21 protein-coding genes and 1 tRNA gene are annotated in these 25633 nt (G+C 63.7%); 5 read left to right on the top strand and 17 right to left on the bottom strand.

Annotated elements, in window-relative coordinates; genetic code table 11:
• Positions 1-103: 103 nt before the first annotated feature.
• Genes addA through accD form a run of 4 tightly spaced genes read right to left on the bottom strand, consistent with a single transcriptional unit; the run spans position 104 to position 8282 of the window.
• Complete coding sequence (addA, locus tag DDE76_RS12710; RefSeq protein WP_104892594.1) at positions 104-3535, bottom strand: double-strand break repair helicase AddA; 3432 nt, start codon at positions 3533-3535, stop codon at positions 104-106.
• Complete coding sequence (addB, locus tag DDE76_RS12715; protein ID WP_104892593.1) at positions 3532-6555, bottom strand: double-strand break repair protein AddB; 3024 nt, start codon at positions 6553-6555, stop codon at positions 3532-3534. The genes addA and addB overlap by 4 nt, the downstream gene beginning before the upstream one ends.
• A complete protein-coding gene (locus DDE76_RS12720; protein ID WP_104892592.1) occupies positions 6552-7244 on the bottom strand; it encodes a nucleotidyltransferase family protein in 693 nt (230 codons plus the stop codon). The genes addB and DDE76_RS12720 overlap by 4 nt, the downstream gene beginning before the upstream one ends.
• Before the next feature lie 57 nt (positions 7245-7301).
• A complete protein-coding gene (gene accD, locus DDE76_RS12725) occupies positions 7302-8282 on the bottom strand; it encodes an acetyl-CoA carboxylase, carboxyltransferase subunit beta (protein WP_104892591.1) in 981 nt (326 codons plus the stop codon).
• 375 nt (positions 8283-8657) lie between these two features.
• Between accD and DDE76_RS12730 the strand changes: the two genes are divergently transcribed.
• Complete coding sequence (locus DDE76_RS12730) at positions 8658-9101, top strand: hypothetical protein (RefSeq protein ID WP_104892590.1); 444 nt, start codon at positions 8658-8660, stop codon at positions 9099-9101.
• A gap of 76 nt (positions 9102-9177) precedes the next feature.
• Here the strand turns inward: DDE76_RS12730 and trpA are convergent, their stop codons facing one another.
• The 9 genes from trpA to DDE76_RS12775 form a co-directional block, all read right to left on the bottom strand.
• Positions 9178-10002 carry a tryptophan synthase subunit alpha gene (trpA, locus tag DDE76_RS12735; RefSeq protein ID WP_104892589.1) on the bottom strand — a complete coding sequence of 275 codons (825 nt, stop codon included), beginning with the start codon at positions 10000-10002 and terminating at the stop codon, positions 9178-9180.
• A complete protein-coding gene (trpB, locus tag DDE76_RS12740; protein ID WP_104892588.1) occupies positions 10002-11216 on the bottom strand; it encodes a tryptophan synthase subunit beta in 1215 nt (404 codons plus the stop codon). Before trpB ends, trpA begins: the two co-directional genes overlap by 1 nt.
• Before the next feature lie 44 nt (positions 11217-11260).
• On the bottom strand, positions 11261-11908 hold the full coding sequence (locus DDE76_RS12745) for a phosphoribosylanthranilate isomerase (protein WP_104892587.1): 648 nt from the start codon (positions 11906-11908) through the stop codon (positions 11261-11263).
• Positions 11909-11965: 57 nt separating this feature from the next.
• The gene (locus DDE76_RS12750; protein ID WP_104892586.1) at positions 11966-12328 is read right to left on the bottom strand and encodes a lipopolysaccharide assembly protein LapA domain-containing protein; all 363 of its coding nucleotides are present in this window, start codon (positions 12326-12328) and stop codon (positions 11966-11968) included.
• Between the two features lie 58 nt (positions 12329-12386).
• Entirely contained in the window at positions 12387-12668 is a 282-nt protein-coding gene (locus tag DDE76_RS12755) for an integration host factor subunit beta (RefSeq protein WP_035099264.1), read from the bottom strand.
• Positions 12669-12707: 39 nt separating this feature from the next.
• Entirely contained in the window at positions 12708-13637 is a 930-nt protein-coding gene (sppA, locus tag DDE76_RS12760) for a signal peptide peptidase SppA (RefSeq protein ID WP_157955786.1), read from the bottom strand.
• A gap of 62 nt (positions 13638-13699) precedes the next feature.
• Entirely contained in the window at positions 13700-14209 is a 510-nt protein-coding gene (locus DDE76_RS12765) for a GNAT family N-acetyltransferase (RefSeq protein WP_104892584.1), read from the bottom strand.
• A 74-nt stretch (positions 14210-14283) separates the two neighbouring features.
• Entirely contained in the window at positions 14284-15990 is a 1707-nt protein-coding gene (gene rpsA / locus DDE76_RS12770) for a 30S ribosomal protein S1 (RefSeq protein ID WP_104892583.1), read from the bottom strand.
• A 182-nt stretch (positions 15991-16172) separates the two neighbouring features.
• Entirely contained in the window at positions 16173-16826 is a 654-nt protein-coding gene (locus DDE76_RS12775; protein ID WP_104894820.1) for a (d)CMP kinase, read from the bottom strand.
• 231 nt (positions 16827-17057) lie between these two features.
• Here DDE76_RS12775 and DDE76_RS12780 point away from each other — a divergent pair, with 231 nt between their 5' ends.
• The 4 genes from DDE76_RS12780 (at position 17058) to DDE76_RS12800 (ending at position 19388) form a co-directional block, all read left to right on the top strand.
• The gene (locus DDE76_RS12780) at positions 17058-17450 is read left to right on the top strand and encodes a TIGR02300 family protein (protein WP_104892582.1); all 393 of its coding nucleotides are present in this window, start codon (positions 17058-17060) and stop codon (positions 17448-17450) included.
• 174 nt (positions 17451-17624) lie between these two features.
• Positions 17625-17700, top strand: a tRNA-Ala gene (locus tag DDE76_RS12785).
• A gap of 212 nt (positions 17701-17912) precedes the next feature.
• Positions 17913-18194 (top strand): GIY-YIG nuclease family protein, encoded by a 282-nt coding sequence (locus DDE76_RS12795; RefSeq protein WP_425430626.1) that lies wholly within the window; start codon positions 17913-17915, stop codon positions 18192-18194.
• 99 nt (positions 18195-18293) lie between these two features.
• Positions 18294-19388, top strand: a complete 1095-nt coding sequence (locus tag DDE76_RS12800) for a winged helix-turn-helix domain-containing protein (RefSeq protein WP_104894819.1) — start codon at positions 18294-18296, stop codon at positions 19386-19388.
• 15 nt (positions 19389-19403) lie between these two features.
• On the opposite strand, the gene DDE76_RS12805 is transcribed toward DDE76_RS12800, so the two are convergent.
• From DDE76_RS12805 to pheS, 4 genes are all read right to left on the bottom strand, one after another.
• Positions 19404-20693, bottom strand: a complete 1290-nt coding sequence (locus tag DDE76_RS12805; protein ID WP_198650907.1) for a bifunctional folylpolyglutamate synthase/dihydrofolate synthase — start codon at positions 20691-20693, stop codon at positions 19404-19406.
• 181 nt (positions 20694-20874) lie between these two features.
• On the bottom strand, positions 20875-23295 hold the full coding sequence (gene pheT, locus DDE76_RS12810; RefSeq protein WP_104892580.1) for a phenylalanine--tRNA ligase subunit beta: 2421 nt from the start codon (positions 23293-23295) through the stop codon (positions 20875-20877).
• 12 nt (positions 23296-23307) lie between these two features.
• The gene (locus DDE76_RS20085) at positions 23308-24348 is read right to left on the bottom strand and encodes an ASCH domain-containing protein (protein WP_104892579.1); all 1041 of its coding nucleotides are present in this window, start codon (positions 24346-24348) and stop codon (positions 23308-23310) included.
• Positions 24349-24354: 6 nt separating this feature from the next.
• Positions 24355-25485, bottom strand: coding sequence for a phenylalanine--tRNA ligase subunit alpha (pheS, locus tag DDE76_RS12820; RefSeq protein ID WP_104894817.1), 1131 nt, complete (start codon positions 25483-25485; stop codon positions 24355-24357).
• Positions 25486-25633: the final 148 nt, after the last annotated feature.

The following is a 25633-nucleotide window of genomic DNA, read 5'->3' on the forward strand; positions in this document are numbered from 1 at the left end:
CTTTCGTATGTCCAATCCGGAGGGGCACCTTGGGCACCGGTCCGGAAGCGGCGGTCTGTTTGCCCCCAAAGCTGGTGAGAGTCCAGCCTTGCAACAAGCCCGATCACCGCAGGGTGAAGTCCGCACAAGCGGCAACAAGCCGCTCGTTCGGCAATTTCATCAATGATTCCAACTCTGTCCACAGGATTGCCGCACGCACCGGTCGTCCGGGGAAAAGCTGACCTGCAACCAACGCATACAATCCTAGCTGGGTGAGATAGTTCCCCGGCACGCCGTCCGCTCCTTTGGGAACCGACGCGTCGGATTTGTAGTCCACCACCAGCACCCCTGAGTCGTCAACCACTACTCGATCGATCCGGCCGCTCAGCCAGATCTCCTGCCCCGCCCGCAGGGCCGCCACGCGGAACGGCAGCTCGGCGCGGCTGTGCGGTCCGAACAGGTTGGCAAAGGCCCCATTGCCCAGAATACTGAGCGCCTTGCTAACGATCCGCGGATAATGCTCGGCCATATCAGGCAGCAGGGTTTCGAGCGCCCTGGGTGCCACGCTGTCCCTCTCGGCGGTTGGCACCCGGCCCAGATGCTGCAACAGGGCATGCAGCGCCAGGCCTTCCTTGCGGGCCGCCTCTGCGTCGCGCAATGCGTCGGCCTTGGTGGCCAGCACAGAGGTGCCGCCATTTGTTATGGCGGCATAGCTCGGCGCCACGACGGGGGTTTTCGTTGGTGCCGGCACGGCGGACAGCGCCAGTTCAGGCGCCGGGCTGATCGCTTTGCGCAAGGCCGGTTGGAAGATCGGCGCAGCAACCGCTGGAAAGACTTGCGCCACAGTCTCGCCATTTGCGTCCACCACTGGCTGCAACGCCTCGCCCAGGCCCATTTCTATGGCGTCATACCATGAGCCTGCCAGGCTGCCCTTCAGCCCCAGCGGCCCGGTGACATAGAGTTCGTCCTCGGCCCGGGTCATGCCCACATAGAGCAGACGCCAATATTCCCGCTCACGCACGGCGTCGATCTCCTGGCGCAGTTGTGCGGTCGGAGGAACATGCTGGCTTTTCGAGGCTGCATGCAAAAGCAGCGGGCCGGGGGCCTTGTCGATGGCATAGACGGCCTGTCCGGTCTGGCTGCCGCTGGGTTTGCCGGTGGCATCGGCCAGAATGACGATGGGAGCTTCCAGCCCCTTGGCGCCATGCACCGTCATCACCCGCACGCCACCGCCGCTTTCGGCCAGCTCGCGCTTGATGGTCACGGCCCGGCGCCGCATTTCGGCAGCAAAGCCCTGCAGCGAGGGCTGCGGCCCCTGCTCGTGGGCCAATGCAAGTTCGAGCAGTTCGGAGAGCACATCGTCCACTTCCGTGCCCAGCCGGGCATGGAAGCGCTTGAGCCCCCCTTGGGCATAGAGCACGCCGGCCAGGAACTCGAAGGGCCGCTCCATGTCGAGCGCAGCCCGCCAGCGGCCAAGTCGCCCCGCCGCAAGCCGGGCCACTTCGCCCTCGGCTGCAAACAGGGCCGACCACAAGGTCTGGCCCGCCGCGCGCGGCCCGGCGACGGCATAGAGATCGTCTTCGGTGAGGTCGAACAGGGGCGAGCGGAGCAGGGCCGCCAGTTGCAGATCGTCGGCCGGATTGAGCAGCACATCGATCAGCGCCAGCAAATCGAACACCGCAATATGCACGGTCACCGCCAGCCTGTCGGCGCCCGGCGTGGGCAGGCCCTCGCTGCGCAGGGCGCGGATGATTTCCTTGAACAGCGGGCCGCGCTTCTGCACCAGGATCAGGACATCATCGGCGCGGATGGTGCGGCTCCGTTCGCCCAGCACCCGGCCCTTTTCGATCCAGCCCCGGATTTCTCCGGCAATGCGCAGTGCCACCTGTCGGTTGGCGCTCTGTTCGGCCTCCACCGCCACGCGCGGCCAGGCGCTGGTGTCGCGTTCCGCCTTTTCTTCCTGCACCGGCGGCCACAACACCACCTGGCCGCCAGGCTGGCTCCGCGCCGGCTGGTGAATGATTTTCTCATCCGAAAGCAAGGCTTCCTGAATATCGGCGCGGTCACAGACCCGGTCCACCGCCTCCAGAATGCCCTTGAGCGTGCGGAAACTGGTATGCAGGCGCACCTGCCGGAATGGCTTTTCTGCCTCACCGGCCCGGCGGGCCATCTGCCGCCCGGTTTGTCCGAACAGCACCGGCTGTGCGCCCTGGAAGGAATAGATCGACTGCTTCTGGTCGCCCACGGCGAACACCGAGCGCGGTCGGGTCACCGCCCCGGCGCCGGAGAAGAACTCCTCGGCCAGCGCATTGACCACGCGCCATTGCTGCTCATTGGTGTCCTGGCTCTCATCGACCAGAATATGGTCGATCCCGGCGTCGAGCTTGTATTGCACCCAGGGCCCCAGCGCCTGATTGGAAAACAGGTCCCCCAGCTTTTCCACCAGATCGTCGAAATCGAGCAACGCATGGCGGCGCTTCTCGGTCTCGTAGCGCGCCGCAATCGCCGCCACCACATCGAGCACGGCTTCGCTGCGCTCCACCAGCAGCGCCCCGGACAACTGGCTCTCGAGCGCAAAGACCCGCTCCCGCTCGTCTTCCAGCAGGGCCTGCAAGGCCGGCTTGGCCTTCGCCTGGGCCGCATTGAGCAGGCGCGCGCGGGGCTGCTTGACCTTGTCCTTGTCCTCGGTGACGAAGAGCCCGCAAAGCTGGTGGGCGCTCATCCGGTCCGGGTCGAGCCGCGCCACCATGTCAATAAAGCGCCGTCCCGCCGGGTCGGCATCAAAGCTCGACATGATCTCCTGCCAGACCGGTTTGGTCAGTGCGCTGTCTGCAACGATCTCTTCGGCAATGTCCGACGCCGTGCCCGTCACGCCCACCACATTGCGCAACCGCGCCTTGGCCCCGGCCAGGTCCGCCAGCACCGGCTTGAGCTTGGCCCCTTCTGCCAGCGCCGCCCCGATGGCTTCGGTAATGGCGCTGTCGCTGAGCAGGGTGAACAGGGTCTCCACCGCCTGCGCATGTTCGCCGCCCCGCAGCCCCTCGGCCAGCACGCTTTCGCGCGCCGCCAGCAGCATCTGCGCCCGGCGATCATCCTCGATCACGGCAAAATCGAACGGCACCCCCGCTTCGATCGGAAAGCGATGCAGCACTGCCTCGCAAAAGGCGTGAATGGTCAGGATGCGCAGGCCCCCCGGCGTTTCCAGCGCCTTGGCAAACAGCGTCCGGGCATCTTCGAGCAACCGCGCTGTCGGTTCCCGCCCGGTCAGCTTTGTCAGCTCCTCGCGCAATGCCGCTTTATCCGCGACGGCCCAGGCGGCCAGCCTGGCGCCGACGCGCTTGCGCATTTCCGCCGCCGCCGCCTTGGTATAGGTGAGGCACAGGATCGATTGCGGGGTCACCCCGGCCAGTAGCAGGCGCAACACGCGGGTGGTGAGCACGAAGGTCTTGCCAGACCCGGCATTGGCCTCCACCCAGATCGAGTAATCCGGGTTGCCGGCCAAGGCCTGGCTGGCGCTGGTATCGCTGGGCACGACCAGATCGCCGCGATCGCTCATGCCTCGTCCTCCCCGTCAACGGCCGTCCATTCATCGACCCGCGCCAGATGGTCATAGGCGCCGGCAAAGCGCTGGCTCTTGAGCGGCAGGAGCCGCGCGGGCAGGGCGGTCTGGTGAAACAGGAAGTGTTCGATATGGCGTTGCACGCGCGCGAACACCTCTTCGGCGGCCTCCATCACGCTCATCCCCTCGGCCGTGGCAAAGGCGCTCGGCTTGAAGGCATCGGGCCCCAGCCCGATCTTGATATAGGTCAGCGCGCTGGTATCGGCGGGTGGAATGTTCTTCAGGCCCGCATTGAGCGCCATCATCGCCTCGACCGGCAATTGCGGTGCCTCGAACGCTTTCATGCTGGCGCTGCTGGGGGGCGAACCGGTCTTGAAATCGAGGATTTCCAGCGTGCCATCCCTGAGCAGATCGACGCGATCGGCCTGTCCGGTAATGGCGAAGGGCTCGGCCAGCTTCAGCTCCCAGCGCCCCGAAATCTCGGCATGCCGCCTGGCCACCAGCGCCGAGCGTCCGCGCTCATAATCGAGAAATTGTTCGGCCGCCGTCGCAAAGCGCCGCAACCAGATGTCGCGCCGCTCGCCAATGGCTTCGAGCCCGGCAAACTCCTCGGTGGCAATCTCCATCAGCCGTGCCAGCGCATCGGGCGCCGCCGGATCGCGCTCCTCGAAGACGAAGCGGGCGAAAATGGCGTGAATGATCGTGCCACGCTCGCGCGCATCGGGGTCTTCGCCCAGCGCGTCGAGCGGCTTCAGCCGCAACACGTGCTTGGCATAAAGATCATAGGGCGATCGCATCAGCGTCTCGATCTCGGTGACCGATAGCTTGCGCGGCCTTTCGCCAATGGGCGGGTTGGGCGCCGGGCGCCGGGCCGGCGCCACTTGCGATACGGCGTCGAGCCGCCGGGCCTGGCCGGTCCAGACATCGCCACGGGCCCGCAACTGCGCCGCCATGCCCTCGCCGATAAAGGCGTCGAGCCGCTGGATCAGGCGCGAGGCCAGCGCCGGGCTCGCCCCGACGCGCTCGGCATAGGCCAGAACGACCTGCGCATTGCCCATGGCCTGGGCAAAGTCATGCGCGGCCAGGCCCTGTTGCCGCTCGGGCGGTTCGAGGCCCGCAGCCAGCCGCATGCCGCGGCTCAGCCAGGGGCCGGGATCAGCCGTGGCCGGCCATTTGTCTTCATTGAGCGCGCCCAGAATCAGCACATCCGGGCTCATCAGCCGCGCCTCGAGCTGCCCCCAGATCGCGATATCGTTGCGTCGCTCCTCAAGCCCGGCCTGGCGCACCTCGATCCCGGTCATCAGCGCCGCCAGCACGTCCTCCAGCCCGCGCGGCGCAAAACGATGCCCTTGGCCGGTCAAGCTTTGCATGTCGGCAACCCAGGTCTCGAATTCAGACCGGCCGGGCAGGGGCGCATCCGCGCTAACCGCTGCCATCGCCTGCCCCAGGGCTTCGGCCAGGGCCGATGCGGGCAGCTCATGCGCGCCCATCAGGGCAAAAAGTGGCGCCAGTGCCGTTTCGAGCCGGTCCAGCAGACCGGCAATGTCGTCACCGCGCTGTGGTGATAGCGTGCGGGCCGGGTATTTGAGCTTGCCGCCCAGATGCGCCGCCAGCATCGCCCGGATTCCGGCAATGCCCGGCCCGGGGCGCTGCCCGCGCAACAGCCCCAGATCGACATCATCCGCCAGCGCCACCACGGCGCCGCGCTCCAGCCCGAGCGTCGTGGCCCGATTGCGCAGCAGCGCCAACAAATCCACCGCGGCGCAATTGTTCTGCACCAGATTGAGCAATTGCCGCGCCAGCCGCCCCGCCGAGGCATGATAAAGCGGTGTCCCTGCCGCATCATCGACCACGATATCAAAGCGTTTGAGCTCGGCCGCAATGCGCCGCGCCAGATTGCTGTCCGGCGTCACGATCCCCACGCTCTTGTCCCTGTCGAGGGCATCACGGGCAGCCAGCGCAATGGCTCTGGCCTCTTCGTCTTCATTGCGGGCACGCAGGATCGACACCCCGTCAAGCGCAGCCTCCAGCGCGGACTGCGGGAAACGCTGCTCAGGCCAAAGGGCGGTCTGGGCGGTCGGCGCCAGCGCCAGATTGACCAGCTCGGTGCGCGGATGCTCGGCCGCGCACAATTCTCGCACCTGCCCAAGATCAGCGCTGAAGCTGACCAGCAACTGGGCCAGCCCATATTGCGGATGCCCATGCGGATTGCTGTCCGGATCGGCAAAACCGGCCAGCATTTCCGGGCGCATTGCCTTGTCGAGCCCCGGTAGCACTACCGCGCCACGTGGCAGTTCCGCAATGGTCTTGAGCAGCCTTGCCGTGGCCGGGATCGAGCCGGTGGACCCCGCTGCAATCACCGGTCGGTCCGCAAACAGGAACGGCGCGGCCCTGGCTTGCCGGTCCAGCCTTTTGCGCCGGAGAGCTGCCGGGTCTGCCAGGTCCTGACTTGCCAGCATGGCCGGCCAGGCTTTGAGCGCAATGTCGAGAAATTTCAGCGTCTGCTGCCAGTAATTGCCCAGCTCCAGCGCCAAATCATCGCCCAGCGCGCGAATATCGGCCGCGTTGCGCTCCTCGATATGCAAGTCGTCGATCAGCCGCCCCAGCGATTCGGCCATCGAGAAGATTTCCGCGGCGGTCGGCGGGGTTGAAAAAGCCTCGCGCCCCTCGTCAGTCTTCGCCCATGCAGCAACGAGCTCGGAGAGAACCAGCCGCCTGCGCAGCGCGCTGGCAGGCTTGGGGGCCTTCTCTGTGTCAAAGGGCGGCAGGAAAGGCTCTTCATCCTTCACCTCGCCGCCAAAGGTGCGCATATCCGGCAGCAGGCCGCCAAATGCGGGGTGGCGGGCAAAGGCCTCGGCCAGTTCATCCTGCGCCCGTCGGGTCGGCAGGATGATGGTCACGTCCGATAGCCAGAACGGCCCTGACTTGTCCCAGCCATTCAGCAGCCGCCCATCCATCACCGCATCAACCAGACAGGGCAGGAAGGGCGTATGCGGGGCGATGGTGAACAGGTTCATCGGATAAGCGCCCGTTCCGCGGCCGCCAACCCCTCGGCATCGCCCACATGGAACCAGGGCGCGTCGAGCACCACGCCCTTGAGCCGCTCGTCCTCCAGCGCCGCCTCGAACAGCAGATTGAGCGAAAACGGGCCATCGGGCGTGTCGGCGAACAGGGATTTGCCCATCAGCGCCACCCCGGCATAAATCACCGGCGCGCCATAATCACGCGTGACCCGGCCCATCGGGTCGAGGCAGAAATCATGGCTGCGGGCAAAGCCGCTGGCGCGTGCGGGCTGGGCACACAGCAGCACGATGTCCGCCGGATCTTCTAGGCGCGCGCGCATCCGCGCCAGTGGCGCATCGCTCCCCGCCGGCCAGAAAGCGTCAGTGTTCATCACGAAAAACGGGTCTGAGGCGAGCATCGGCAGTGCCGCCTTGACCCCGCCTCCGGTGTCGAGCAGCACCTCTTCGAAATTGACCTTCAACAGCCCGCCGAAATGGGCCAGCAACTGGTCGGCACGATAATGCGCATTGGCTGCGAACCGCTTGGCCCCCTCGGCCCGCGCATTGGCCATGATGCGCTCGATCAGCGGTACGCCGCCCACCGGCACCAGCGGCTTGGGCAGCGTATCGGTCAGGGGCTTCAGGCGCGTGCCCAGCCCGGCGGCGAGCAGCATCACATCGGGGAATCGGGCATCAGCACTCATGCCCCGGATAGAACAGTTGCAGGCGGGACCTGTCCAGCCTGCAACTGCGCTCGACCGTTATTCGGCGTGGGCCGCGGCGGCTGGCGGATCGAGGTCGTCGTCGCCCTCGGCGGCCACCGCCGCATCGCGCAGGCTGGACTGGTCGGTCAGCGCCTTGGGGCTGTTCGCCGTGATCGCCTCATTGGGCGGCGCATTGGTCAGGATCGCCGCCAGCGACCCGATGGTGGAACGCAGATTGTGGCGATGCACCACCATGTCGACCATGCCGTGGCTATAGAGATATTCCGAGCGCTGGAAGCCCTTGGGCAGCTTTTCGCGAATGGTCTGCTCGATTACCCGCTGGCCAGCAAAGCCGATCAGGGCCCCCGGCTCGGCAATATGCACATCGCCGATCATGGCGTAGGAGGCGGTGACGCCGCCGGTGGTCGGATTGGTCAGCACCACGAAGAACGGCAGCCCGGCCTCGCGCAGGCGCAGCACGGCCACGGTGGTGCGGGCCATCTGCATCAGGCTCAGAATGCCTTCCTGCATGCGGGCGCCGCCAGAGGACACGAACAGGATGAACGGGGTCTTGAGCCGCGCAGCGGTCTCAATGCCGGTGATGATCCCCTGACCGGCCGCCATGCCAAGCGAACCGCCCATGAAGTCGAAGTCCTGGATGGCCACGGTCACGGCGCGCTCATAGAGCTTGCCGGTGGCTACCAGCACGCTGTCCTCATGCCCGGTCTTGGCCCGGTTTTCCTTGAGGCGGTCAGTATAGCGCTTCTGGTCGCGGAATTTCAGCGGATCGACCGGCACCGATGCCACCGGCACCAGATCGTACTTGCCCTCGTCAAGAAAGGTTGCCAGCCGGTCGGCCGGCTTGATCTTCATGTGGTAGCCCGAATTGGGCACCACCCACTGATTGGCTTCGAGATCGCGATAAAACACCATCTCGCCCGATTCCGGGTCTTTTACCCAAAGATTTTCCGGCGTCTCCCGCTTGTTCGAGAGGAAGGAGCGGATTTTGGGGCGGACGAAATTGTCGATCCAGTTCATGGCGCGGCCTTTCGCGGTGATCCATTTGTGGGATCACGTAGTCGTCAATTGTGGCATTTCTTATCAGGTGGGGACGGGGAGGCAAAGCTGCCAGCCGCCAATGCGTTGGGCTGTGCATAATTTTCTCTCGGCGCTTCTCACGCAATCGTGCGGCCAAAGAAATCATAAGGAACGCGCCCTGCATCGCTCCAGCGGCGATGTCCAGAGATTTTCTGAATACTGACTTGGACAAATCAAAAATAAATCCGGCCGCCAATTCGCATTTATATTTTGTAACAATTAAATCGGTCGCGTTTCATGCGCCGACGTGACACCATTTAGACACAGTTCATCGCGCGATCACCGACGCGTTGCAAAATATTGGAGACGTGCCGCATGTCGATCTCAGAAAAGTTCAGCAATTTTCAGGCGAGCAAGGCGGTGTTGTTCTGGTCCTGCGCGGCCTGTGTGGTAGCCACCATGGTGGTGGGTTTCACCTGGGGTGGCTGGGTCACCGGCGGCGCCGCCCAGGAACGGGCCGAGGCCGCGTCCGTGCAGGCTGTGGCGCAACTGGCCGCTGATATCTGTTTCAGCCGCTATCTTGCCGCGCCCGATGCCCGCGCCAGCCTGGTCGCGCTGACCGAGGAAAGCAGCTTCCGCCGCAGTGGCGTGCTTGAGGATGGCGGCTGGGTCACCTTCGCAGGCCGCGAAAATCCCATCGATGGCGCCGCGAACCTTTGCGCCCGGCAGTTGGCCGAGGTCGATGCGACGACCCTGCCTCAAGCCTCCCCGGTGGCAGAAACAGCCGCGCCCCTGGCCGAGACGACGACCGCACAATAGATGCCCAGTGTTTAGGAGCGGGCCGGATGGCAATTCCCGTCAGGGAGACGTCCGGCCCGTTGCTTGCGAGTGGCCCCTAGACCCGGGCCCGCTTCAGCCCGCCGGCCAGCTCGGCCACCAGGTCCCGCACGGCGCCAACGGTCTTGTCGGTGGCCTTGCCGTCCTCAAGAGAGGTGGCCACGGCATTCACCAGCACCGTGCCCACGGCAATGCCGTCGGCGTGCTTGCCGATTTCGGCGGCGTCGTCGGCTGTCTTGATGCCGAACCCGACAATCACCGGCAGTTCGGTATGTGCCTTGATGCGCTGCACCGCCTCGCCCACCGCGCCGCGCGACTTGATCGCGCCGCCGGTAATCCCGGTCATCGAGACGTAATAGACAAAGCCCGACGTATTGGCCAACACGGTCGGCAGGCGCTTGTCATCGGTGGTCGGGGTGGTCAGGCGAATGAAATTGAGCCCCGCCTCGAGCGCCGGAATGCAAAGCTCGTCATCTTCCTCGGCCGGCAGATCAACAATGATCAGCCCGTCAATGCCCGCCTGCTTGGCGGCGGCGATGAAGCGTTCCACGCCGAAAATATAGATGGGGTTGTAGTAACCCATCAGAACGATTGGCGTCGTGTCGTCCTTGCGGCGGAATTCCTCGACCATGCCGAGCACACCCGGCAGGGTCTGCCCGGCCTGCAACGCCCGCTGCGCCCCCATCTGGATCGCCACGCCATCGGCCATCGGGTCGGAAAAGGGCAGGCCCAGTTCGATGATGTCGGCGCCGGCCTCGGGCAGGGCGTTCAGGATAGCCTGGCTGGTGGCCAGGTCCGGGTCCCCACTCATCACATAGGCGGCCAGGGCCGGTCGGTTCTGCGCCTTGAGTTCGGCAAAGCGCCGGTCGATGCGAGTGTCCATTATTTCAGCAGCCCCAGATACTTGCCGACGCTTTCTACGTCCTTGTCGCCACGACCCGAAAGGCACAGCACCACCGATTGATCCTTGTCCATGGAGGGCGCGAGCTTCATCACCTGGGCCAGACCATGCGCGCTTTCGAGCGCCGGGATAATGCCTTCCATTCTGGTGCAGAGCTGGAAGGCTTCAAGCGCCTCATTGTCGGTGATTGGCGCATAGATGACGCGCCTGGTGTCGTGCAGGAACGAGTGCTCGGGACCAACACCCGGATAATCGAGCCCGGCCGAAATCGAGTGTCCCTCGATGATTTGTCCGTCGCGATCCTGCAGCAGATAGGTACGATTGCCATGCAGTACGCCAGGGCGGCCGCCGGTCATCGAGGCAGCATGGCCATTCTCGGTCTCGATGCCATGCCCACCCGCTTCGGCGCCATAAAGGGCGACGTCCGGGTCATCCAGGAAGGCGTGGAACGTGCCGATTGCATTGGAGCCACCACCCACGCAGGCCACCACCGCATCGGGCAATTTGCCCTCGGCCTCGCGGAACTGTTCCTTGAGTTCGGTTCCGATCACCGACTGGAAGTCCCGCACCATTTCCGGATAGGGGTGCGGACCGGCGGCGGTGCCGATCAGGTAATATGTCGAATCCACATTGGTGACCCAGTCGCGCAGCGCCTCGTTCATGGCGTCTTTCAAGGTGCCGGCACCGGCGGTAACCGGTCGGACCTCGGCACCCAGCATCCTCATGCGCAGCACATTGGGCATTTGCCGCTCAACATCGGTCGCGCCCATGAAGATGGTGCAGGGCAGGTCGAACTTGGCGCAGACCGTGGCCGTGGCCACGCCATGCTGGCCGGCTCCCGTCTCGGCGATCACCCGTGTCTTGCCCATGCGCTTGGCGAGCAGGATCTGCCCCAGGCAATTATTGATCTTGTGGCTGCCGGTGTGGTTCAGCTCTTCGCGCTTGAACCACACCTTGGCGCCGCCCAGATGTTCGGTCAGCCGCTCGGCAAAATAGAGCGGGCTGGGGCGGCCGGTATAATGCGTCGCAAGGTGCTTGAGCTGGGCGGCATAGGCCGGGTCCTGCTTGGCGGCCCGGTATTCATGTTCCAGGTCCAGGATCAGCGGCATCAGCGTTTCGGCGACGAAACGTCCGCCGTAAATGCCGAAACGCCCATGCTCGTCCGGGCCATTGCGCAGGGAATTGGTGCGGTCCATTGGATCCTCTCGGCCAGTGCCGAGAACAACCCGGCTTCCTGGTACTATACGGCTGCCCTGGCGTTGCGGATGAACGCTTCGATCAGCTTTGTGTTCTTAACGCCCGGTGCGGTCTCCAGACCAGACGAGGCATCGATCCCCATCGGCCCGACCTGGCGCACCGCCTCAGCCACATTTTCCGGCGTCAGGCCCCCGGAAAGCATGAAGGGGATGGACGGGTCAAGCGCTTCGAGCAGGCGCCAGTCAAAGCTTTCGCCCAGCCCACCGGGCCGATCGGCGCCTTTGGGCGGCTTGGCATCGAGCAATATGCGGTCGGCAACCTCGGCAAAAGCGGCCACCTGGGCAATATCCTCGGCCGAGCCGATGGGCAGCGCCTTGATGATCTCGACCCCGGCCTCGGCGCGGATGGCTTCGACGCGATGCGGCGTTTCCGGGCCATGGAGCTGGATCCAGTCCGGGCCCAAGGCGGCCACTTCGGCCACGCTGGAATTATCCGGATTGACCAGCACAACGCAGCTTTCGATGCGGCCGCGCGCGGCCGAGATCAGTCCGCCCAGCTCATCGATGGAAACGTGACGCGGCGAACGCGGAAAATGCATGAAGCCCACCATGTCCGCACCGGCCGCGATAGTCGCGTCGAGCAGGTCATGTGTCTTGATGCCGCAGATTTTGACGATCAGTGGATCGGCCATAGTCGGTGGTGGCTCAAAGGGACGGGACTAAAAGGTTAAGCCGCACTGCGCCGTCCTTCATCGCAGTTCCAGCAGGTCATCGACTTCGGCCATGGGGCCCTTGCGGCTCTCGCCACTGCCTTTGCGCATGGCATCGAGCTCCTGGCTCAGATGCTGGGCCTCTCGGCGCCAGTGCCGTTCGCGGCGGCGATGCGCCCCTTGCGCGAACCAGCTCGCCGTGCCGCCCAGCAGCACGCCGATCAGCAGAACGACATAGAGAACCACGAAAAGCGGAATGCCGTAGCCGGCTGCGCTCGCATCGGCGGGGGCGGCAAAAGGATTGAGATTGACCGCCACAAGCTGGCGATTAGCCAGCGCAAAGGCAATCAGTACGGCGCAAAGGGGGACCAGGACGAGCCAGCCGACAATTTTGTTGACCATTATTGGCTTCCACTGGAGCCAGCAGGCTCCGATCCTTTCTTGCGCCGTTTCGGAAAAATCAGGAGCGGTTCAGCCGCTCGCGGATTTCCTTGCCGGCCTTGAACTGCGGCACATATTTTTCGCCCACATCGACCTGTTCGCCAGTGCGCGGATTGCGTCCCACCCGGGCCGGCCGGTTCTTGACCGAAAAGGCCCCGAAGCCGCGCAGCTCCACCCGGTCGCCCCGGGCCATCGCATCCCCGATTTCATCGAGGATCGCATTGACGATGTTCTCAATGTCACGCTGAAACAGATGCGGGTTCTCCGCGGCGAGCTTCTCGACAAGTTCAGACTTGATCATCAAAGGCTCCGGTGTCCACCCCTGCCCCTCGCTGGGGGTCTATTCAACCTGCCAAAGCGAGACCAAACCGTCAAGCATCACAGGAGTTTCGCTCGAAAGTCCGAACAGGCTGCGGGCCGAATTGCCCAGCAGGTCGCTGATCCAGGACAGCTCGTTCTGCTCGGTCGGCCAGACCGTAACGATCGGGGTCTCCGGATCGATCCCATGTTCGGCCTCGAGCCAGTCGAGCGCCTCGTGCTGCGCGCCAATGGCATCAATCAGCCCGGCCTCGACCCCGACCCGCCCGGTGACGATGCGTCCATCGGCCAAGGCCAGCGTTTCGGCGCGGCTCAAGCCCCGCCGTTCGGCGACAATGTCGACGAACCAGGCAAAGCTGTCCTCGACCAGTTCGGCAATCGAGGCCCGCGGCGCACCGCTCAGCGGTTCGTCAAAGTCCGGTTCGGCTTTCAAGGGCCCCGAGGCCACCTTGTCGAGATCCACCCCGATGGTGTCGAGCAATTTTCCGGCATTGACGTGCTGATAGAGCACGCCAATCGATCCCACGATGGACAGCCGCCGGGCAAAAATGCGATCGGTACCGATCGCTGTCATATAGGCCGCCGAGGCGCCCAGCTCGTCGATGGTCGAGACCACCGGCTTGGCCGCCGACAGCCGCCGCAGGTCCTCATAGAGCTCTTCGCCACCCGCCGTGGTGCCGCCGGGCGAATTGATCGCCACGATGACCGCCCGGACAGCATCGTCCTCGATCAAATCGTCAATGGCGCGGGACCGGGAGGCATCGGTGGCAATCGTGCCGCTGACGACAATGCGCGCGATCCGCTCGCCCGCAGCGAATTGCGGCAGTGCAAAGCGCCCGGCCACGGCCAGCACGGCGATGACGGCCGCCAAAAGGGCCAGCAGGCGCCAGAGCCCGCGCGAGCGGCGAAAACGATCGGCAGCAAGAACATCGTGATGCATCTGGTCGGACACGGGCAGCTCTCCAATCTGGCCTAGCAGGTAGCGGGACAACGCCAGGATGGCAAGCGGCCCTCTTAGGCCAGCACCTTGACCATATAGCGCGCCGTCTCTTCATAGGCGGCGAGTTTTTCTTTGAGATCCGGGCGCTCTTCGACCCCGAAACCCTGCTTTTCCCAGAACGGTACCGAGCCATTGACCGCGACCAGGCTCATAGTCTCAAAGCCCATGGCATGGGCATGCTTGGTCAGTGCATTCACGATCTGCCTGGCCGCGCCCAGCCCGCGCGTCAGCGGCAGCAGCGCCAGGTCGTGAATGTAATAGCTGTCGGCATCGGCCGGAATTTCCCCCAGAAAGGTGTCCAGCGCTGGCAGGTCTCCTCGTTTCCAGGGGTGGCTCAGGACATAGCCGGCCGGCTTTTCCGAGACTTCGAGCAGATAGCAGCCATTGCGATAGAGGTCGAACTTCTCCGCCAGTACGGCTTCAGCTTCAAAAAAACCGGGGTGCACCCGGTTGGCGATCTCGAACACGGCCGCGAAATCATAGCCCGTCAGGGCACGCCAGGCGACGTCACGAAACTGGATCATCGTCCAAACCCTTTACACGAAACGACCCGCACCGTTTGGCGCGGGTCGAAAGCTTTAATGCAAAGCGATAGCGCTTACTTGTCGTCGCGGCCCTTGAGGGCTGCGCCCAGGATGTCACCGAGCGAAGCGCCCGAATCCGAGGAACCGAAGTTCGCAACGGCTTCACGTTCTTCAGCGATTTCGAGCGCCTTGATCGAGAGCTGGATGCGGCCGGTCTTGCGGTCGTACTGGGTGATGCGCGCATCGACCTTTTCGCCCTTGGAGAAACGCTCCGGACGCTGGTCGTTGCGGTCACGGCTGAGGTCGGCGCGGCGGATAAAGGCCGTCACTTCGCTGTCAGCGATACGGACTTCAATGCCCCCGTCGTTGACTTCGATAACCTCGGTGGTGACCACGGCATTCTTGCGCAGGCCGGTGCCATCGGAGGCGCCGCTATCGGCCAGGCCGTCAGCAGCAAGCTGCTTGATGCCGAGCGAGATGCGTTCCTTGTCGACATCGACGTCGAGCACCTTGGCCTGCACCATGTCGCCACGGTTGTAGTCGTCAAGCGCGATTTCGCCCGACTTCTGCCAATCCAGGTCCGAGAGGTGAACCATGCCGTCCACATCGCCTTCGAGGCCGATGAACAGGCCGAATTCGGTCTTGTTCTTGACTTCGCCTTCGATGGTGGAACCAACCGGGTTCTTTTCGGCGAAAGCTTCCCACGGGTTCTGCAGGGTCTGCTTGAGACCCAGCGAGATGCGGCGCTTGTCCGGATCGACCTCGAGCACGACCACTTCGACTTCCTGGGAGGTCGAGACGATCTTGCCGGGGTGCACGTTCTTCTTGGTCCAGCTCATCTCCGAGACGTGGATCAGGCCTTCAATGCCCGGCTCGAGCTCAACAAAGGCACCGTAGTCGGTGATGTTGGTCACGCGGCCAGTGAACTTGGCCTGGATCGGATACTTCGCCTCGATGCCTTCCCAAGGATCGGCCTGAAGCTGCTTCATGCCCAGCGAGATGCGGTGGCTCTCGTGGTTGATGCGCACGATCTGGACCTTGATGGTCTCGCCGATGGTGAGCACTTCGGACGGGTGGTTGACGCGGCGCCATGCAATGTCGGTGACATGCAGCAGGCCGTCAATGCCGCCCAGGTCCACGAACGCACCGTAATCGGTGATGTTCTTGACCACGCCATCGACCACCTGGCCCTCTTCGAGCTGCTGGACGATTTCCGAACGCTGTTCAGCGCGCGATTCTTCGAGAATGGCGCGGCGCGACACCACGATATTGCCGCGGCGCTTGTCCATCTTGAGGATCTGGAAGGGCTGCGGCACGTTCATCAGCGGCGCGATGTCGCGGATCGGACGGATGTCGACCTGCGAACGCGGCAGGAAGGCCACGGCGCCTTCGAGATCAACGGTGAAGCCACCCTTGACCTGGTTGAAGATGGTGCCTTCAACGCGCTCATTGGCGTTGTACTTCTCTTCGAGCTTGACCCAGCTCTCTTCGCGGCGGGCCTTTTCGCGGCTCAGCACGGCTTCGCCGACGGCGTTCTCGACGCGGTCGACATAGACCTCGACTTCCGAACCCACGGTGATGGTGCCGTCACGGCCGGCCTGGCCGAATTCCTTCAGCGGGACGCGGCCTTCGGTCTTCAGACCAACGTCAACAATGGCCAGGTCCTTTTCGATCGCCACGACCCGACCTTTGACGACGGTGCCTTCAGCGGCATCGTTGTCGACAAAGGAATCGAGCAGCATCGATTCAAAATCTTCTTTCGTCACAGTCTGCTGTGCCAAATCTTTTCTCCGGTGCGCCGGTCGTTGAGGGTTGCAAACCTGAGCCCGAAGACGGGTCCGCTTCGGCAAATGCCAAAGCCGGCGCACGGAGCACCGCTTCAAGGAACAGGTTGATTGGGTATTTCATGGATCCGGGCCAGCGCCTGGGTGATCGCTCGAAAGGAACGGGCCCAAGGAGGAAATTAGGAGGGCTTTTGCCCCCCTGCCTTGAGCGCCATGGCCTTCTCGACAATCGCGATGGCAGCGCGGAGTGCGGCTTCTATATCGAGTTGTGTCGTATCGAGCAAGTGCGCGTCGTCCGCCTGGTAAAAGCCTCCATGCGGATTGAGCATGTCGCGCGCGTCGCGCTCCTCGATCTGGTGGAACAGGGCATAGCGATCAACCGCCACGCCCCGCGCTTCCAATTGCCGGGCGCGGCGCTCCATGCGCGCCTTGCTGTCGGCCTGGATGAACAGTTTCACATCGGCATCGGGGCAGATTCGTGTTCCGATATCACGCCCGTCCAGCACGGCGCCATCGGGCCCGGTGGCAAAATTGCGCTGGAAGTCGAACAGCGCCGCGCGCACCCCGGCGATCACCGCGACCTTGGAGGCCAGCACCCCGGCTTCGGCCGCCGTCAGCGCCGCCAGATCATCCAGATGTCCGGCATCGAGCGCCTGTGCCGCCGCAATGGCCGCGCTTTCAAAGGCCGGGCCATCCACCTTGTCGGCCACCGCCAGGCCCACCGCGCGATAGAGCAGGCCGGTGTCCAGATGAGGCAGTCCGTAGTGGCGCGCGAGGCCCGCGGCCAGCGTCCCCTTGCCCGAGGCGGCAGGTCCATCCACGGCAATAATCATGTCCTGTCCCCCAGAAGTGATCGGCTGATTCAAGCCGATAACGGTGCCGGTGGCGAAGGGCAAGAGGCGGTCCGGACACTGTTCGGAGCCTGCTCGAAGCGCGGGGGAGTCCGGCAATCGCGCATTTTGCGTTTGACAGGGCAGGGCTTTGCCCATAACCGGACGAACCGAAATGGGCGTTCGCGGCTACTGAAGCGCCCGCAATTCTCCTTATTCGACGAGGCATGAGAGATGGCCACTGAACGCGGTACCAAGCGGACCGACCCCGATACCGGCAAGAAGTTCTACGACCTGAACCAGGACCCGATCGTCTCGCCTTATACCGGCAAGAGCTATCCGCGGTCCTTCTTCGAAACCCTGCCCGGCAAGCCCAGCCCGGTCACCGCCCGCAAGGTGGATGACGAAGAGCAGATCGAAGAAGAAGAAGTCGAGGATACTGCAGCGCCCGAGATCGTCAGCCTTGAAGAGGCCGACGCCGAGGAAAGCGGCGACGATATCCCTGATGTCGAAGATGTCGAGGTCGACGAAGACCTGGGCGATGACGATGAAGACACCTTCCTCGAAGAAGACGAGGACGAAGACGACAGCCTCGGTTTCGACGTTGGCGACGACGAAGACCGTTGATTTAATTTATCTTTTTCCGCCGGGGTCGGGTTTTCCCCGGCGGGATAAAAAAGTGTCATTTAGGCACTTGCATGTGGCGGATTGTTCCAATAGGTTCCGCCTCGCTTCGGACGGGCAACGCCCCGACGAACCCAATTCTACCGCAAGGGCGCGCCACGCGCCGCTTGTTCGGATGGGGCCTTAGCTCAGCTGGGAGAGCGCTTGCATGGCATGCAAGAGGTCAGCGGTTCGATCCCGCTAGGCTCCACCAGCCTTCGCTGCTATGCAGCTTCGGCTTGGCAGGCCCGTGAGGCCTGCACGAAGTTTTTTTTGCTGAACACTGCGAAGGCTGTCGCGTCGTAGTTGCCGCAGGCGACGAAGACGGACCCGTCCCTGACCCGTATTCCAAACGATCTGAACTTCCTGCTGTCTTGCCCGCCCAAGAGAGCTAGAGTTTGGTCATTCCTGATTTGGGGGATGACCATGCAATATGTCTACATCCTGCGCAGTCAAAGTGAACCGGGCCGACATTATGTCGGCACAACGCATGACCTTGGCGCGCGTCTGGCTCGGCACAATTCTGGGCTTGTTAGTCATACCGCAAAGTATGGACCATGGCAGATTCAGACTTATCTTGGCTTCAATGACAGGGAGCGGGCCCTCGCATTCGAAAAATACCTCAAATCTGCCTCAGGGCGGCCTTCTCCAGGAAGCGACTCTGAGAGCTCAAGGGCGTCCAAACACCTCCCTCCTGCCTTCATTTGACACGCTGACCTGATCTGACATCGTTTCCGTCCCAATCAGGAATCACTTGTGCCCAAAAAGCCTGTTACCCTCACCCCCGCCCAGGCCCGCGCCATCTGGATGAGGGCGCAAAGGCTCGATGAAACCGAACCCTTCGGTGCCGGGCCGGCGGCGACGCGTGCCGCGATCGAACATCTGGGCTATGTGCAGATCGACACCATCAATGTCATCGAACGCTGCCACCATCATATTCTTTATGCCCGCATTCCGGCCTATCAGCGCAGCGACCTCGCCAGCCAGCAATCGGCAGAAAAGTCGGTCTTTGAGTATTGGACGCACGCCCTGAGCTACGTCCCCACCGCCGACCTGCCCTTTTTCATACCCGCCATGAAGGCCTATCGCGATAACCCCAGCGCCTGGTTCGGCTCGGTGACCAGGGCCGAAGTCAGCGCCATGACCCGGCGCCTGAAAAATGAGGGGCCGCTGTCGATCCGCGACATCGATGATGACGAACTGGTCGACAAGACCCATCCCTGGGCCAGCCGCAAGCCCTCCAAGCGCGTGCTGCAATTGATGTTCTACCAGGGCCTCGTCGCCATTGCCGAACGCCAGGGCATGCTCAAGACCTATGATCTGATCGGGCGCCATTTCGGCTGGGAAAAGGCCCCGCGCCCCGCCACCGAGCGGCAGGTCACCGCCTATCTGCTCGATCGGGCCCTGCGCAGCCAGGGCATTGTGAGCCTGGATTCGATCTGCCACCTCAACGCCCCGGCCAAAAAGGCGGTGCGCGAGCTGATCGAGAGCCGCGTGCGCAGGCGCCTGCTTGTGCCGGTCAGCATCGAAGGCGCCGAAAAGAACCCGCACTGGACCACCAGCCAGGCGCTGGAACAGGTGGCCCCGCCACCGGCCAATCGGGTGCATGTTCTTTCGCCCTTCGATCCGCTGATTATCCAGCGCAAGCGACTCAAGCTGATGTTCGGCTATGACCATATCTTCGAGGCCTATGTGCCGGCGGCCAAGCGGCAATATGGCTATTTTGCCTTGCCGGTACTGGTTGATGACCGCGTTGTGGCCGCCATCGATCTCAAGACTGATAGGGCAAACCAGTCCCTCTTGGTGCAGCAATGGACCTGGCTGGAGGATGTCGGTGCCGAGGCCAAGGCGGCCATCGACACAGAGCTGGGCCGTTTTGAGCGCTTCCAGCTCACGCCATAGCGCGGGGATGTCCGCTCAGTCTGGGATGGTGCCGTTCTTGGCCAGCACATCGCCCGCCAGATAAAGCGAGCCACAAATCAGCACTCTTGCGCCTTCGAAGCCTGCGGCCGCCTTGAGTGCGCTGGTGATCGAGCGCATGGCCTTGGCGGGGAAGCGCTGCGCCCGCGCCCGGGCGGCAATCTCTTCGGACTTGTGGGCGTTCTCCTCGCCCGGAATGGTCAGGGTCAGCACCTGGGCCGGATGCAGGTCGCGAAACACCTCGAGAAAATCTTCCGGCGCGCGATTGTTCATCATCCCCATGATCAGCACCAGCGGCTTTTCCGGCATGCCGGCAATGGTGCGGGCCAGAGCCGCTGCGCCATGTGGATTGTGCCCGCCATCGAGCCACAATTCATGGCCTTCCGGCAGCAGGTCGCGCAGCTTGCCTGCGCGAATCGGTTGCATGCGCGCCGGCCAGGTGACCCGCCGCAGCCCCTCGGCAAAACCGGCCGCGTCAATCGGCAGGCCAAACTGGCGGGCCGCGGCAATGGCCAGCCCGGCATTGTCGAACTGGTGCGGGCCGGGCAGGGCCGGAGGCGGCAGGTCGAGCAACCCGTCCTCGTCGGAATAGACCAGCCGCCCATCCTGTTCGGTGCCGTGGAAATCCTCATTCTGCCAGACCGGCGTCACGCCCAGCCGTCGCGCGGCCCGCTCAAGCACCGCACGGGCCTCTTCGTGCTGGATCCCCATCACCGCCTTTGATCCGCGCTTGAGGATACCGGCCTTGTTCGAGGCAATTTCAGCCAGCGAATTGCCCAGGAACCCCTGATGGTCATAATCGATCGGCGTGATGATCGTGCCGAGCGGATGGCGCACCACATTGGTCGTGTCATAAGTCCCGCCCATGCCCGTTTCGAGCAGCAGGAAATCGGCCGGCGTGTCGGCAAACAGCTTGAAGGCGGTCACCGTCGTCACCTCGAAAAAGGTGATCGGATCCCCATTGTTGACCTGCTCGACCTCTTCGAGCGCCGCATTGAGTTTTCGCGTGCCCACCAGCGTGCCGGCAAGGCGGATACGCTCGTTGAACCGCACCAGATGCGGAGAATTATAGACATGCACCGTCTTGCCGGCCGCCTCGAGAAAGGCGCGCAGATAGGCAATGGTCGACCCCTTGGCATTGGTGCCCGCAACATGAATCGTGGGCGGCAGGTGGTCCTGCGGATTGCCCAGCTTTTCCAATAGCGGGATCATGCGATCCAGGCTGAGATCGATCAGCCTGGGATGCAGCTTGCTCAAGCGGGCGAGAATGGCGTCGGTGCGGGACAAGAGAGTCTCCGAATTTGGACACAATGCCGGTCATGCCACCGGCCCGGCACCTCCCCCTTGACGGGGGAGGCTGGGAGGGGGTGCTTCAAGCGCATGGCGCCAGACAACCTCCTCCCCAGCGTTGCTATGGCCTTCGGCCTGGCGCCGCCTCCCGCCCCGCAAGGGGGAGGGGCGAGAAGAGCTACTTCCTCAATTCGCCGCCCGTCGTCTTGGTCACCGCCGCCACCACGGCCGAGGAAACCTTGTCGATTTCCTCATCGGTCAGCGTCCGCTCGCGCGGTTGCAGCGTCACCTCGATAGCCACCGATTTCTTGCCCTCACCCACATGGCTGCCCTCGAAGACGTCGAAAATGCCCACGTCCTTGATCAGCGCCTTGTCGGCGCCCCGGGCGGCCTTGAGGATGGCGGCAGCAGTCACGCCACGATCCATCACGAATGCAAAGTCCCTGGAGACCGGCTGGAACGGGCTGAGCGCAAGCGCCGGCTTGGTCCTGGTGGCCTTCTTGCGCGGTTCTGGAATGGCATCGAGATCGATCTCGAACGCCGCCACGGGGCCCTCTATGTCGAGCTCGGCACTCAGCGCCGGATGCAGTTCACCAAACCAGCCCAAGGTCACCTTGGGACCAAGGGCAATGCGCCCGCCGCGCCCCGGATGGCTCCAGTCCGCCGCTTCGGGCAGCACCTGCACCTTCTCGATATCGACCCCCAGCGCATCAAGCACGGCGGCCAGGTCCGCCTTGGCATCCCACACGCCAACCGCTTCGGCTTTGCCCGACCAGTGGCGGCCGGCGCCGTCCAGCGTTGCCGTGCCGGTGCGAATACCGGACGCATAGGTGTGCTGGCCTTCGGGCTGGTCCGACAGGAAAATCTGCCCGACCTCGAACAGCGCCACATCGGCAAAGCCGCGATTGGCATTGCGGCGCGCCCCGGCGATCAAGCCCGGCAACAGCGAGGGGCGCATATCGGTCATGTCCGAGGCAATGGCATTGGCCAATTGCCGGTCTTCGGTGCCCCCGCCGAAGCGGGCCGCCTCGTCGTGACTGATGAAGCTCCAGGTCACCGCCTCGTCCAGCCCGCGTGCCGCCAGCGCTCTGCGGGCGATACGACGGCGGTTCTGGATGGTGGTCAGCATGCGTGGCGCGACATGGGTCAGCCGCGGCAGCGGTTCGACCGGCACATTGTCCACGCCCACCATGCGCATCACTTCCTCGACCAGGTCCGCCTTCTGCGTCACGTCCGGGCGCCAGCTCGGCACCTTGACGTTGCGCACCGGGCCAGTGCCCTCCATGGCAAAGCCGAGCCTGCCCAGGATCGCCTCGATCTCGTCTGCCGAAACATCAAGACCGGTCAGGCGGTTGACCTCGGCCAGCGGGAAGTCGACGCGCGTATCAGGAAACACATCCTCGCCCGATATCGCCGGCTCCATCGGCTCGCCGCCACACAGCTCCAGCACCAGCCGCGTCGCCAGCTCCATGCCCGGTTCGGTCAGCGCCGGATCGACACTGCGCTCAAGCCGATAGCGCGCGTCTGAGACTATGCCGGTCTTGCGGCCGGACTGGGCGATCAGATCAGGGTCCCAGCTCGCGCATTCCATGAACACATTCGTGGTCTCCTCGGTGACGCCCGAGCGGATCCCGCCCATGATCCCGCCCAGGCAGAGCGGGCCCTTGTCGTCGGCGATGACGGTCATGCTCTCGTCGAGCGTATAGACCTTGTTGTCGAGCGCGTCGAACGCCTCGCCACGCGCATTGCGCAGCACCATCGTGCCTTCAACCTTGTCGGCGTCATAGGCGTGCAGCGGCCGGCCCCAGCCGAGCGAGACCAGATTGGTGATGTCGACCACCGCGTTGATGGGCCGCAACCCAACGGCTCGCAACCGCTGCTGCAGCCAGTCGGGCGAAGGGCCGTTCTTGATGTTCTTCAGGTACCGCCCGGCAAACTTTCGGATCGCCTTGGGCTCATCCGCATCGAACTGGTGCGGCAGCGGCGCAATCGGGCTCGGGCCTGTGGAAGGGATGGGTGTGAAATCATTGGCTTTCAACGTGCCCAGGCCAAAGGCGGCGAGATCCCGCGCCACGCCATAAACGCCGGTCGCATCGCCCCGATTGGGGGTGATGGAAATGTCGAAGACCACGCCATCCATGCCGGCATAATCGACATATTTCACGCCCACCGGCGCATCCTCAGGCAGTTCGATAATGCCGTCATGGTCCTCGCTCAGTTCCAGTTCGGCATTGGAGCACAGCATGCCGTTGGACACCTGCCCGCGAATATTGCCCTTGCCGATGGTCATGTCCTTGCCTGGGATATAGGTGCCGGGGAAAGCGAAGACGGATTTGAGGCCCGTGCGGGCATTGGGTGCGCCACAGACCACGTCGATCAGCTCGCCGGTGCCCGCGTCAACTTTACATACACGCAGCTTGTCGGCGTTTGGGTGTTGCTCGGCCGAAACGATATGGGCGGTCACGAAGGCTTCCAGCGCCTTGCCCTGGCTTTCAATCGCCTCCACCTCGAGACCGATCATGGTCAGCGCCTTGCCGATCTCGTCGGCGGAGGCCTCGGTGTCCAGATGTTCCTTGAGCCAGTCGAGGGTGAATTTCATCTTTTCAGGTCCTTAGCGGAAGTCGCTGACGCTGCCGGTGATCGGGGGCAGCGCCGAAGAAAGTTGCAAGAGTTCGACCAGCACATTGGCAAAGCCGCGGGCATCATCGATTGCCCTGTGGGTGTGCGGAATATGGCCGTAGAACTCGGCCGGCAGCTTGCTCATGCCCCAGTCGAGATAGGGCGCGCCGCGCAGCGTGCCGGCCATGGTGTAAAGGCAGATGCCGCCGCCGCGGAAAATCTGCCGCCCCTTGAACGGGCCCGAAAGCGCCCGCGTGCCGGCATATTCATCCAGATAATGGTCCATCCAGAGGCCATCAAAGATCATCGGCGCGGCCACGAACACTTTCGGGCCGGGCAGGCTCTCCACCCAGTCGGCATAGCGCGGCATGACAATTGCCGGGTCCTCGGCATTGTACGTCGCCGCCGCCCAGGCTTCGGGCTGGGTCGCCCACCACGCCATGGTGGTTTCGTTCTGCTTCCGGTCCGGGCGCGGGGTCAGCACGGCTTCGAATTCACCATGGCGCGCGCCATCTGCTGTCACCGCCACCGAGGCAAAGCTCAGCATGGAATTGTGCAGCGGCGTCGGCCCGTCGCTCTCGATATCGGTCACAATGAAGATCGGCGTCGCCACGCGATGATAGACTGCGCGCCCCGCCGGCAGCACGGTCACGAGCCGGAAGGTCTCACAGACAACCTGCATGTCAGGCGAAAACCCGCCATTGCGGGCAAAGAAGGCCTCGTGCCCCGCCCGCCATTCGGCATAAGGGCCTTCGCCTTCAAGATCGGTGAAGCTGGGGTCAATATCGTCGAAGCGCTTGGTCTCGACGGAGATGGTCTCGATGACGCAGGCCTCTTCGCCTTTGCCATTAAGCACCACGTCGCGGCGGCCGACCTCCGGCATGGGCTCGCCGCCCTGGCCATAGTCGCGCAACGCCCCGCAGGTCGCGGTCTTTTTTCCCGCCAGCACCAAAGCGAGCAAATCGTCAGCCAACTCCGGCGTGTCGCCAAAGCTGAACCGGATCGGCTCTCGTGTGGTGAGGGCGTTGGCCATCGGTGCTTAGCTCGAAAGCCCCCCGAACAGCGTCGGCAGGTCCAGCGGCCGGAACCCGTAATGCTCGAGCCAGCGCTGGTCGGCGTCGAAGAACGCCCGCAGGTCCGGCATGCCATATTTCAGCATGGCGATGCGGTCGATACCGATGCCCCAGGCGAAGCCCTGATAGACATCGGGATCGAGCCCGGCATTGCGGATGACGTTCGGGTGCACCATGCCGCAGCCGAGGATTTCGAGCCAGTCATTGCCCTCGCCGATCTTCACCTCGGACCCCGAGCGGTCGCACTGCACGTCGACCTCCATCGAGGGTTCGGTGAACGGGAAAAAGCTCGGGCGGAAGCGCAGCGTGACACTGGGCACTTCGAAAAAGGCCTTCAGGAATTCTTTCAGCACCCAGCGCAACTGGCCGATATGGCTCGACTTGTCGATGACAAGGCCCTCCACCTGGTGGAACATCGGCGTGTGCGTCTGGTCACTATCGTTGCGATAGGTGCGGCCGGGCATAACCACGCGGATCGGCGGGTCCATGGCGGGGGTGATATAGCTCGCCGCCGGCTTTTCATTGGTTTTCTGCATCACGCGCATCTGCACCGGCGAGGTGTGGGTGCGCAGCACCTTCTTCACCCCGTCGGGCCCCGGCTTCATGAAGAAAGTGTCGTGCATTTCGCGCGCCGGGTGGCCTTCGGGGAAGTTCAGCGCCGTGAAATTGAAATAGTCGGTCTCGATATCGGGCCCTTCGGCAATGGAAAAACCCATGTCCGAAAAGATCGCGGTGATCTCGTCAATGGTCTGGGAAATCGGATGTATCCGGCCGCGCGCGGTGGGTGCGGGCTTGAGCGGCAGGGTGACATCGACCGTCTCGGCCGCCAGGCGCGCTTCCAGGGCGGCGGCCTTGAGCTCGGCGCTGCGCGTTTCAATCAGCCCGGCAATCTCGCCCTTGAGCCCATTGATCGCCGGCCCGGCGGTCTTGCGCTCGTCGGGTGCCATTGATCCCAGTGTCGCAAGCAGGGCCGACACACTGCCTTTCTTGCCCAGCGCCGAAACGCGCACAGTCTCGAGCGCTGCCTCACTGTCCGCGCCGGCTATGGCGCTGGACAATTCGCTGCGCAGGGTTTCGATTTGTGTTTGCAGGGACATGCTGAACTCTCGCAAGACCTCATCCTGAGCCTGTCGAAGGGGGAGGTCGGTAACCGGGGTGCCCGCGACCTCGTGGCTCGACGGGCCCACCATGAGGTCTATGAAAAATCAGTGGTGGTTAGACCAAAACAAAACGCCCTGCGCCAGC

It is taken from the genome of Devosia indica (assembly GCF_003056405.1).
Classification (GTDB): domain Bacteria; phylum Pseudomonadota; class Alphaproteobacteria; order Rhizobiales; family Devosiaceae; genus Devosia; species Devosia indica.

Coding starts and splice junctions, on each gene's coding strand:
- addA (WP_104892594.1), bottom strand. CDS start 3,535: ATGAGCGATCGCGGCGATCTGGTCGTGCCCAGCGATACCAGCGCCAGC.
- addB (WP_104892593.1), bottom strand. CDS start 6,555: ATGAACCTGTTCACCATCGCCCCGCATACGCCCTTCCTGCCCTGTCTG.
- DDE76_RS12720 (WP_104892592.1), bottom strand. CDS start 7,244: ATGAGTGCTGATGCCCGATTCCCCGATGTGATGCTGCTCGCCGCCGGG.
- accD (WP_104892591.1), bottom strand. CDS start 8,282: ATGAACTGGATCGACAATTTCGTCCGCCCCAAAATCCGCTCCTTCCTC.
- DDE76_RS12730 (WP_104892590.1), top strand. CDS start 8,658: ATGTCGATCTCAGAAAAGTTCAGCAATTTTCAGGCGAGCAAGGCGGTG.
- trpA (WP_104892589.1), bottom strand. CDS start 10,002: ATGGACACTCGCATCGACCGGCGCTTTGCCGAACTCAAGGCGCAGAAC.
- trpB (WP_104892588.1), bottom strand. CDS start 11,216: ATGGACCGCACCAATTCCCTGCGCAATGGCCCGGACGAGCATGGGCGT.
- DDE76_RS12745 (WP_104892587.1), bottom strand. CDS start 11,908: ATGGCCGATCCACTGATCGTCAAAATCTGCGGCATCAAGACACATGAC.
- DDE76_RS12750 (WP_104892586.1), bottom strand. CDS start 12,328: ATGGTCAACAAAATTGTCGGCTGGCTCGTCCTGGTCCCCCTTTGCGCC.
- DDE76_RS12755 (WP_035099264.1), bottom strand. CDS start 12,668: ATGATCAAGTCTGAACTTGTCGAGAAGCTCGCCGCGGAGAACCCGCAT.
- DDE76_RS12765 (WP_104892584.1), bottom strand. CDS start 14,209: ATGATCCAGTTTCGTGACGTCGCCTGGCGTGCCCTGACGGGCTATGAT.
- DDE76_RS12775 (WP_104894820.1), bottom strand. CDS start 16,826: ATGATTATTGCCGTGGATGGACCTGCCGCCTCGGGCAAGGGGACGCTG.
- DDE76_RS12780 (WP_104892582.1), top strand. CDS start 17,058: ATGGCCACTGAACGCGGTACCAAGCGGACCGACCCCGATACCGGCAAG.
- DDE76_RS12795 (WP_425430626.1), top strand. CDS start 17,913: ATGCAATATGTCTACATCCTGCGCAGTCAAAGTGAACCGGGCCGACAT.
- DDE76_RS12800 (WP_104894819.1), top strand. CDS start 18,294: ATGAGGGCGCAAAGGCTCGATGAAACCGAACCCTTCGGTGCCGGGCCG.
- pheT (WP_104892580.1), bottom strand. CDS start 23,295: ATGAAATTCACCCTCGACTGGCTCAAGGAACATCTGGACACCGAGGCC.
- DDE76_RS20085 (WP_104892579.1), bottom strand. CDS start 24,348: ATGGCCAACGCCCTCACCACACGAGAGCCGATCCGGTTCAGCTTTGGC.
- pheS (WP_104894817.1), bottom strand. CDS start 25,485: ATGTCCCTGCAAACACAAATCGAAACCCTGCGCAGCGAATTGTCCAGC.